Origin of the sequence: Campylobacter gracilis (assembly GCF_018374135.1) — a bacterium.
GTDB lineage: Bacteria > Campylobacterota > Campylobacteria > Campylobacterales > Campylobacteraceae > Campylobacter_B > Campylobacter_B gracilis_A.
On sequence record NZ_JAHAFS010000031.1, the window covers coordinates 1 to 9,489 of the forward strand.

Consider the following 9,489-nt stretch of genomic DNA (forward strand, 5'->3'; position numbering starts at 1 on the left):
GCTAAATCCGTCGATCTCTAGGCCAAAAAGCGCGCCCGCCAAGGCACACGAAAATAAAATCTTTTTCATAATCTCTCCTTGATCTCGCCAAAATTTTAAGTATTTTAAAATTTTAAGGGAAGCGACGAGCGCTGGGTTAAAATTTTAAAATTCGCAGCGAGCTTTAAGATGAGCGAAATTTAAACCCGCAGAGCAAATAAAAGCGCAATTTTAATTAAACAAGGTAGCTTAATCGGCAAAATTCTAGCGGGTTGGAGGGCCTTGCTTCGCGCGTCGCTTTTAATTTGATGCGTTGAAGCCGAAGTGAGTAGTTTTGTGCGCGCTTTAGTTTGCGCCATCGCTCGCGGAATTTAGCCGTGAAATTTAAGCCGTATCACGCGACCGCAGGCGTCTTCGCATACGCAATTTATTTGAGGTTGTTGCTTTAAAATTTAATTATACGAGCGGATATTTTTTGCAAACTGCCGCGTGATTTTGATGCGCAGACGGAGGCATCGCGTTTAGAGATACCTCACGCTTTAAAATTTGATTTAATTTAAACAAAGTGTGATTGAAATGCGATTTAAATTTTATGTACCGCGGGTGTAAAATTTCGGTCGCGAAAAGCGAACTTGTCGCAAAAAATATTTAAAATTTACAGTGTACAAAACGCCTTTTGAAATTTAAAAATTTTAAGACGAGCCTACATGCTCTTTAAAAATTTAATACGTGAAATTTAAACTTTGAATAGAATGCGTCGTTCAATCCCCGCTGTGCCTTTAAAATTTAATATGCTAAATTTTTAAACGCTGGATTCAAACCCCGCCGCTGCAACTACTTTAAAAATTTAAAGCGCAAAATTTAAACCCCAGCTTTAGAATCGGGCGCGGACAATAAAATTGGCTTTTAAGATTTAAAGTGCAAAACTAAATCGCTCTATCGTACGGCCGTGGCGGTGGCTTTAAATTTTAATATGCAAAATTTTAAATCAAGTGTTGAGCGCACGACTAATCGCAGCCGTTTGCTTGAATTTTAAATCGCAAAACTTAAATTATAGAATTTAACCGCGCGCGCCGAAGGGGGGGGCTAAAAATCTAAAACGCCTTTGCCGGCTTAGATGCTAAAATCCTCGCCGAGATAGAATTTACGGACATTCGGATCGTTAGCTATCTCTTTTGCGGTGCCGCCGGCGAACAGCTCGCCGTCTTTGATGACGTAGGCACGGTCGCAGATCGCAAGCGTTTCGCGGACATTGTGATCGGTGATGAGCACGCCGATGCCAAGATCGCTTAAATCGCGCACGATGCTTTGGATGTCGTTAACGGCGATCGGATCGACGCCTGCAAATGGCTCGTCCAAAAGTAGAAATTTCGGCGTTATCATCAGGCTTCGCGCGATTTCACAGCGCCTGCGCTCGCCCCCGCTTAGGCTCACGCCTTTGCGCAATCTAATCGGCTCGATGTTGAGTAGATTTAGCATCTCATCGACTTTGCGTGAGGCCTCCGCTTTATTTTTATAGGTAATCTCCGCGGCGAGCATTAAATTTTCTTCAACGCTAAGCTCCTTAAAGATGCTGCTTTCTTGCGGTAGGTAGCCGATACCGAGCTTAGCGCGCTTATGAAGCGGAACCTTTGCGATGCTATTTTCATTAAGCAAGATATCGCCACCGCTAGCGCTTATCAGCCCACAGATCATATAAAACGTCGTGGTTTTGCCCGCGCCGTTGGGCCCTAGCAGCCCTACGATCTCGCCATTGTAAAGCTCTAGCGAGATGCCCTTAATGATCGGCGTGCCTTTTATGGTTTTTTTAAGACCCCTGACTTCCAGTTTATGCATAGCTTACCTCGTATTTTCGCCCTTGCGCGTGCGGCGTGATCCTCACTACGCAAAAATCAAGCTCATATTTTTTAAGTAAATTTATCAAATTTTCATCCGCCCATTCGATCAGATGAAGTCCCTCTTCAAATAAATTTTCAAATAGTCCGTTTTTTAAAATCCCCTCACAGCCGCCGTTATAGATGTCGTAATGATAAATTTCGCCATAGTTTTGCATGATCGAAAACGTAGGTGAGCTCACGTGCTCGTCTAACCCGTGAGCCCGCACGATCGCGCGCGCAAGAGTCGTTTTGCCGCTAGCAAGATCGCCGATTAGCAATATTATGCCGCTTTTTGGCAGAGCCTGCACGAGGCGTGAAATTTCATCCTCGCCGCAGATGAGTTCAAAGCTCTTGGACATACTTTGCCTGCTCGCTTTTGGGCGTATTTTTCGCGCTAGGAAAGGCTAGGACTTTAAAGCTTTGTTTTCTATCTAAAAAGCTTATCGTGATAACGTCGCCGATTTTAAGCTCTTTGGCGGGCTTTGCTACGACGCCGTTTACGGCCACGACGCCGCTTTTGCACATATCTTCGCTGATGGCGCGCCGCTTGGTGATATTGACTGCGTTTAAAAATTTATCGATTCTCATAGGCGTGAGTTTAGCGATATTTGCCTTAAAAGCAACTATTAAACTATTTTTGGTAGAATTTCGCCAAATTTTACGTAAAGGATTTGAGATGGCAAAAGATGTAAAAAAGGTCGTTTTGGCGTATTCCGGAGGACTAGATACTAGCATTATTTTAAAGTGGCTCGGCGATACTTACGGCTGCGATGTGGTGACTTTCACCGCAGATATCGGTCAGAACGAGGATTTGGAGCCGATCAAAAACAAAGCTTTGAAACTAGGCATCAAAAAGGAAAATATATTCGTAGAGGATCTGCGCGAGGAATTCGTGCGCGATTACGTATTTCCGATGTTTCGCGCAAATGCCGTCTATGAGGGCGAATATCTTTTAGGCACATCGATCGCGCGCCCGTTGATCGCTAAAAAGTTAGTCGAAATTGCTAAAAAAACCGGCGCGGACGCCATAAGCCACGGCGCAACCGGCAAGGGTAACGACCAAGTCCGCTTCGAGCTTGGCGCATACGCGCTAAATCCCGATATTAAGGTGATTGCGCCGTGGAGGCTGTGGGATCTGAACTCTCGCGAGAAGCTGCTTGCTTACGCTAAGAAAAACGGCATCGACATCGCCTCAAAGCCCGGCAAATCGCCGTATTCTATGGATGCGAATATCCTTCACATCTCCTACGAGGGCTTGGTGCTGGAAGATCCTGCCCATGCGCCTGAAGAGGATATGTGGCGATGGACCGTAAGCCCTAAAAATGCGCCCGATAAGAGCGAGATCATCGAGATCGAATACGAACGCGGCGATCCCGTAAAGCTAAACGGCAAGGCGTTTAAGCCGCACGAGATGCTGGCAGCGCTTAACGAGCTCGGCGCTAAAAACGGCATCGGCAGGCTCGATCTAGTAGAAAACCGCTATGTCGGCATGAAGAGCCGCGGTTGCTATGAAACTCCGGGCGGCACGATCATGCTAAAGGCTCACCGCGCGATTGAGAGCATTACGCTAGATCGCAGCGCGGCGCATCTAAAAGACGACCTAATGCCGCGCTACGCCGAGCTTATCTACAACGGCTTTTGGTTCAGCCCGGAGCGCTTGCTGCTTCAAGAGCTGATAAATAAATCCCAAGAGCACGTAAACGGCAAGGTTAAGCTAGAGCTTTATAAGGGCAACGTGATCGTGCTAGGCAGGGAAAGCAAGAGCGATAGTTTGTTTAATACCGATTTTGTGACGTTTGAAGAGGACAAGGTTTTCAATCAAAAAGACGGCGACGGATTTATCAAGCTAAGCGCGCTAAGATTTATCATCGCGGGCAAGAACGGACGCAAGCTTTAGATGAAATTTTGCCTATAGCGGCAAGGTGTGCAGGCAAATTTCACAAAACGAAATTTTAAAATTTATCGGGAAAGTAGCGAGCGGCTGCGGGCGAATTTCATAAAATTTCACGAAATTTTAGATCCGCCCGCGCCGCTTATAAAATTTTATAAATTTAAAGCTAAATTTAAAAGGATAATGGATGAAAGTATTACTGATCAAAGACGTTAAGGGGCTCGGAAAGGCGGGCGAGGTAAAGGAGGTCAAGGACGGCTACGGCAATAACTTCCTAATCGGCAAAGGCTACGCCAAAGCCGCTACGACTGAGGTTTTGCGTAAATTTGAAGCTGATAAGAAAAAGCAAGCCGAGCTAGAAAAATACGAGGTCGCAAGCTTGCAAAAACTGGCCGAGGAGCTAGCCAAGATACGCGTAAAGATCGTAAAGCAGACGGGCGAGAGCGGCGCGCTTTTCGGCTCGGTGACCAAGGATGAGATCGCAACCGCGCTAAAAGAGCAAAAAGGGATCGAAATCGATAAGAAAATTTTAGAGACCGAGGCTATCAAAACGACCGGGATTTACGACGTAAATGTCAAGCTAAAGCACGGCATAAGCGCTAAATTTGAGATAGAGGTGGCTAGTGTTTGAAGCGACTACCATTTTAGCTTACAAAGGCGCGAAGGGCTCTGTCATCGGCGGCGACGGGCAGGTAACGTTTGGAAACACTGTCTTAAAGGGCAATGCGACTAAAATTCGAAAGATCGGCAAAGAGGGTAACGTCTTGGCGGGCTTTGCGGGCAGCACCGCCGATGCGTTTAATCTTTTTGATATGTTTGAAAAGTGCTTAGATGGCGCAAAGGGCGATCTTTTAAGGGCTGTGATAGAATTTAGCAAGCAGTGGCGCAAGGATAAGTATTTGCGAAAGCTCGAAGCGATGATGCTGGTGCTGGATCGCAAAAATATCTTTCTGCTTAGCGGCACGGGCGATGTGGTAGAGCCGGACGACGGCAAGATCGCGGCGATCGGAAGCGGCGGGAATTACGCTCTTAGCGCGGCGCGAGCTTTGGATAAATTTGCAAGCTTAGACGAAGAGGAGCTTGTAAAGCAAAGCCTTAAAATCGCGGGCGAGATTTGCATTTACACGAACGAAAATATCAAAACATACGCAATTTGGGACGAAAAGAGATGATGACGCCAAAGCAGATCGTAGAGAAACTAGACGAATATATAATCGGACAAAATAGCGCCAAACGCACGATAGCGGTGGCTTTGCGAAATCGCTACCGCAGAATGGCGCTTGAAGATGAGATGAAAAACGAGGTGATGCCAAAAAACATCCTGATGATCGGCTCTACCGGCGTAGGTAAGACCGAGATCGCGCGCAGACTTTCGAAGATGTTTGGGCTTCCTTTTATCAAGGTCGAGGCGAGCAAATATACTGAAGTGGGCTTCGTGGGACGCGATGTGGAGAGCATGGTGCGCGATCTGGCCGCTGCGTCGGTAAATTTAGTGCGTGGCGAGGAATTTGAAAAGAATAAAGACAAGATCGATGATTACATCAAGCGTAAAATTTTAGAAAAAGTCCTTCCGCCGCTTCCGCGCGGAGCGAGCGAGGAGAAGGTCGCAGATTACGAAAAAAGCTACGAAAAGATGGCGGCCAAGCTCGAGCGCGGCGATCTGGACGATCTTAGCATCGAGATCGAAGTAAGCGAAAATGCGCTTGAATCAAATCCAAATTTACCGCCCGAGATGGCGAATATGCAGGAAAGCTTTATTAAAGTAATCGGAATTTCGACGCGCAAAAGCAAAAAAGAGATGAAGGTCAAAGACGCCAAGGTCGCCCTCAAAAGCGAGGCTAGCGAGAAGGTCCTCGATATGGAGAGCATCAAAGCAGAAGCCGTTAGGCGCGCGCAAAACGAGGGCATCATCTTTATCGACGAGATCGATAAGGTGGCGGTTTCAAGCGGCAATAGCGGCAGGCAGGATCCGAGCAAAGAGGGGGTGCAGCGCGATCTGCTTCCGATCGTGGAGGGCAGTAGCGTAAGCACGAAATTCGGCAATATCGACACCGATCACATCCTTTTTATCGCCGCGGGCGCCTTTCATATCAGCAAGCCGAGCGATCTCATACCCGAGCTTCAGGGGCGCTTCCCGCTTCGCGTCGAGCTTGACAGCTTAGACGAGGCGACGCTGTGTGAAATTTTAACGAAGCCGAAAAATTCGCTTCTTAAGCAGTACTCGGCGCTTTTAAAGACCGAGGGCGTGGAGCTAGAGTTTAGCGAGGACGGGGTCAAAGCGATTGCGAAATTTGCGGCAAGCACGAACGAAAAGGTCGAAGATATCGGCGCTAGAAGGCTACATACAATAATGGAAAAGGTGCTTGAGGATATCAGCTTTGAAGCGGATAAGTTCAAAGGGCAAAAGATCGTCGTGGATGAGAAGCTCGTAAGCGAAAAGCTCGCAGGCATCGCAAGCGACGAGGATCTGGCGAAATACATTTTATAAGGCGGCGCGGTAGCCACTTTTAGAATTCTACAGAGTCGCGGAATTTTGCGCTTTTGAAATTTGCAAAGCGTTAGAATTTTGGGTGCAAAATTTAGCGGAATTTTAAAAATATGCAGAATTTCGTCCTTTTAAATTTGGTGATACTTTGAAATTTTAAGTCTGTAAAATTTCAGGAATGATCTGAATTCTGCGCTGCGCGGGTTATATGTCAAGCCGTAGCGCATGGCAGGATAGAATTTAAAATTTCGCAGATAATTTACGAAGCTGCAGAATTCGCGGCTCGCGAGATTTGTAGTAGATAGAATTCCGCGCCAGGGTGGGTAAAATTTATCGCTACCGCACGGCTTGTAATTTTAAAATTTTACCCGCTTATGTGATGGCGGAATTTCAAAATTCCACCGCTTGTGCAATAGCCAACCTGCGCAAAATGAGATTTTAAATTTGCCCATCGGAGCTTGGCGCTGCGGTCGCAAGCAGGATAAAATTTTATAAATTTAAGGAAAATATGAAAAGCGGATTTGTAACGCTCATTGGGCGGACGAATGCGGGCAAGAGCTCGCTGTTAAACTATCTTTGCGGCGAGAAAATTTCGTTTGTTTCGCATAAAATCAACGCCACGCGCCGCAAGATTAACGGCATCGCGATGAACGGCGCAGATCAGGTGATTTTCACGGACACGCCGGGGTTGCATGAAAGCGCCAAGCTGATGAATAAGCTAATGGTCGAAGTGGCGCTCGGGGCGATTGAGGGCTGCGATTTGGTGCTGTTTTTGGCGCCCGTGCACGATGATACCTCAGAATACGAGAAATTTTTAAATTTAAACCCAGACACCAAACACATCGTGATTTTAACTAAAATTGACGAAGTAAATGACGAAAAGATCGTGCAAAAGCTGCTGCAATATCAAAAATTTACCGATAAATTCGAAGCGATAATCCCCGTTAGCATCAAAAAAAAGGTCTATAAAAAGCAGGTTTTGGACGAAATTTGTAAAATTTTACCCGAGCATGAGTACTTTTATGATCCTGAAATTTTAAGCGCGACTAACGAGCGCGAAATTTATCGCGGCTTCATACTTGAGGCGATCTTTGAGAGTATGAGCGACGAGATACCGTATTGCAGCGACGTCGTGATGGAAAAAGTGGTCGAAAAACCCGGTCTGATCTTGGTATATGCGCGGATCATAACGGACACCAATTCACACAAAGAGATGTTGATCGGCAAAAACGGCGAGGCGATCAAGCGGATCGGAATTCGAGCCAAAAAGTTAATTTCAAATTTTTCTAAGGTCAAAATTTACTTAAAATTAACAGTTTTTGTAAAAAAAAGCTGGAAAAATGACGAATTTAGGGTAAAAACCGATTTTATCTATTGACATTTTATTTTATTTCTATTAGTATTAGCAGCGTAGAAAATTTCATTTGGAAGTGGAGTGTTATGGCAAAGAATAGTAAAAATGCTAGTTCGATTGTTGCGATTAACAAAGTCACGCAAACCATATTCGGTCTAAGTGAGAATGAAGTTTTCGAGCACGACTTCTCAAAAGCGAATCGTGCGAAGGAAACTTACGTCTCATATATTCCGTATAAGGATATAATGACTGCGACGGTCGAGATAAGCAGATCGGTAGAGGACGCGGATCTTTTAGATGCGATCGTCGTTAAGGTGTATGAGGAGCTGGGGCTTGACACCGCTTTGGATTACAAAATCACCTATAGTGAGGTAATAGGCGCTGGCGGCGATGATAGAATTTTCAACGTCTTTGTCGTAGATAATGCCAAACTCACTTCAGAATTCGATGCAATCGCTGCTAGGACGAACTACATCGACTATGTGGCTATGGCTCCGTTTTTATACGAGGGCTTGTATAATAGAGGCGTCCTAACTCGCGACGGAATCGACTGCTTCATCTACTTGCAGCGCGACGATGCGTTTTTGGTAGTGTATCAAAACGGCGAATATTTTCAATCTCGTCAAGTAAGATACAACCTAAAATTCTTGCATGAAAAATATGTCGAGCTAGTCGGTAGCAGAGTCGATGAAGAGAGCTTTTATAGACTGCTCTCCAAACAGGGAGTAAATTTAGAAAATCCGACCGAACGCGATTATATGATCCAAATTTTTGACGATATGTTTTACTACATCAACGACGTGTTGAACGGTATTAGTAAAATTTACAACGTCAATATTCAAAACGTCTATATCGGAACAGATATCGGCAAAATTCCTGCGATAGAGGTTTTTGTAGAAAATAATCTAAAGCTAAGATACAAGGATTTTAATTTTAACGTTGCAATCAACGCAAAAGATTATCCGCTCACTCAGCTAGATATTTTGATGTTCTTGGTAGGTCAAGATTATTTAGTTACTAAAGACGACGATCACAACTATTCGCCGTTTATGAGACCTCCACCTTTGACCCAAAGATCAACCGGCAAGCTGATAGGCTATATGTTGCTAGGCTGCTTACTTGGCGCTGCATATCCTGCGTATAATTTTGGCTATGGCTATTATAATAATGTGGTGGCTAACGATAAAACCAACGAATATCAGGGCTTGGAGGATCAGCTACGTCCTGCTAGACTAGAGGTTAAACAGATAGATGATGAGATGAAAATCATCAAAGCTGATGTAAAGCAGAAAAGCGCTGAGCTTCAAAACAGAAAAGACCTTATATACGCCATAGCAGATAAAAAAGACAACTATGCGATGAAAAGCATATCTATCTTCGATATAACTAATATGGTTGTGAAAAATAAGGGCACTATGGCGAGAATCGCGGATAGGAATGAAACAATGACATTCCAAGTAAAAACTAAAAACGACAAGCAAATGACTGAATTGCTAGAAGATATTAGCAAAAAGGGAATTTATGGCGTGGATACTAAGACAATCGTTTTAAAAGAAGGTAATAAAACTGCTTTTTACGATAGCAATATTAGCGTGGAGGTTCGCCGATGAAAAAGAAAAACTCTCTAGATCAACTTGATCAATGGTTTTCTTCTAAAGGCTCAAGCGCCAGTAATTATTTTTACATAGGTTTGTTCTTGGCAGGTTTAGTGGCTTACTTTGTATTGAGTGGTTATGCTAATCCTTACTTGTCTGAAAGCGAGAGCAATTTGAATAGTGCTACCGATAAACTCATTGCTGCTCAAGAAGAGTATACCAACAAATTTAATGGTGATCCCGAAGGTTTTGTAAAAACAAAACGAAATGCTCTTAATGCTGAAAAGACAAGGCGCGATAACATTATC

General features: G+C 44.6%; 10 protein-coding genes. 7 read left to right on the forward strand and 3 right to left on the reverse strand.

Translation table 11 applies throughout. The features are described 5' to 3' along the window. Positions 1–1,092: 1,092 nt before the first annotated feature. The 3 genes from lptB to KH703_RS09860 are packed head-to-tail and all read right to left on the reverse strand — an operon-like array spanning position 1,093 to position 2,444. Entirely contained in the window at positions 1,093–1,815 is a 723-nt protein-coding gene (gene lptB / locus KH703_RS09850; protein ID WP_291937416.1) for an LPS export ABC transporter ATP-binding protein, read from the reverse strand. Next, positions 1,808–2,215, reverse strand: coding sequence for a tRNA (adenosine(37)-N6)-threonylcarbamoyltransferase complex ATPase subunit type 1 TsaE (gene tsaE / locus KH703_RS09855; protein ID WP_297946471.1), 408 nt, complete (start codon positions 2,213–2,215; stop codon positions 1,808–1,810). The genes lptB and tsaE overlap by 8 nt, the downstream gene beginning before the upstream one ends. After that, complete coding sequence (locus KH703_RS09860; protein ID WP_295152076.1) at positions 2,199–2,444, reverse strand: S4 domain-containing protein; 246 nt, start codon at positions 2,442–2,444, stop codon at positions 2,199–2,201. The genes tsaE and KH703_RS09860 overlap by 17 nt, the downstream gene beginning before the upstream one ends. Before the next feature lie 88 nt (positions 2,445–2,532). Between KH703_RS09860 and KH703_RS09865 the strand changes: the two genes are divergently transcribed. The 7 genes from KH703_RS09865 to KH703_RS09895 all read left to right on the forward strand — a co-directional run. Further along, a complete protein-coding gene (locus KH703_RS09865; RefSeq protein WP_304295725.1) occupies positions 2,533–3,753 on the forward strand; it encodes an argininosuccinate synthase in 1,221 nt (406 codons plus the stop codon). Between the two features lie 181 nt (positions 3,754–3,934). After that, a complete protein-coding gene (rplI, locus tag KH703_RS09870) occupies positions 3,935–4,378 on the forward strand; it encodes a 50S ribosomal protein L9 (RefSeq protein WP_005870264.1) in 444 nt (147 codons plus the stop codon). Beyond that, positions 4,371–4,919, forward strand: a complete 549-nt coding sequence (gene hslV, locus KH703_RS09875) for an ATP-dependent protease subunit HslV (RefSeq protein ID WP_005870266.1) — start codon at positions 4,371–4,373, stop codon at positions 4,917–4,919. The genes rplI and hslV overlap by 8 nt, the downstream gene beginning before the upstream one ends. Next, positions 4,916–6,235: an HslU--HslV peptidase ATPase subunit gene (hslU, locus tag KH703_RS09880; RefSeq protein ID WP_304295727.1), complete on the forward strand. Its 1,320-nt coding sequence runs from the start codon at positions 4,916–4,918 to the stop codon at positions 6,233–6,235. Before hslV ends, hslU begins: the two co-directional genes overlap by 4 nt. Positions 6,236–6,740: 505 nt before the next feature. Continuing rightward, complete coding sequence (gene era / locus KH703_RS09885; RefSeq protein WP_304295729.1) at positions 6,741–7,610, forward strand: GTPase Era; 870 nt, start codon at positions 6,741–6,743, stop codon at positions 7,608–7,610. A 62-nt stretch (positions 7,611–7,672) separates the two neighbouring features. Then, positions 7,673–9,196, forward strand: a complete 1,524-nt coding sequence (locus KH703_RS09890; RefSeq protein ID WP_304295731.1) for a hypothetical protein — start codon at positions 7,673–7,675, stop codon at positions 9,194–9,196. After that, positions 9,193–9,489 (forward strand): hypothetical protein (locus KH703_RS09895; protein ID WP_304295733.1); only part of this gene is annotated, 297 nt, incomplete at its 3' end. The genes KH703_RS09890 and KH703_RS09895, both read left to right, overlap by 4 nt.

Coding starts and splice junctions, on each gene's coding strand:
- lptB (WP_291937416.1), bottom strand. CDS start 1,815: ATGCATAAACTGGAAGTCAGGGGTCTTAAAAAAACCATAAAAGGCACG.
- tsaE (WP_297946471.1), bottom strand. CDS start 2,215: ATGTCCAAGAGCTTTGAACTCATCTGCGGCGAGGATGAAATTTCACGC.
- KH703_RS09860 (WP_295152076.1), bottom strand. CDS start 2,444: ATGAGAATCGATAAATTTTTAAACGCAGTCAATATCACCAAGCGGCGC.
- KH703_RS09865 (WP_304295725.1), top strand. CDS start 2,533: ATGGCAAAAGATGTAAAAAAGGTCGTTTTGGCGTATTCCGGAGGACTA.
- rplI (WP_005870264.1), top strand. CDS start 3,935: ATGAAAGTATTACTGATCAAAGACGTTAAGGGGCTCGGAAAGGCGGGC.
- hslU (WP_304295727.1), top strand. CDS start 4,916: ATGATGACGCCAAAGCAGATCGTAGAGAAACTAGACGAATATATAATC.
- era (WP_304295729.1), top strand. CDS start 6,741: ATGAAAAGCGGATTTGTAACGCTCATTGGGCGGACGAATGCGGGCAAG.
- KH703_RS09890 (WP_304295731.1), top strand. CDS start 7,673: ATGGCAAAGAATAGTAAAAATGCTAGTTCGATTGTTGCGATTAACAAA.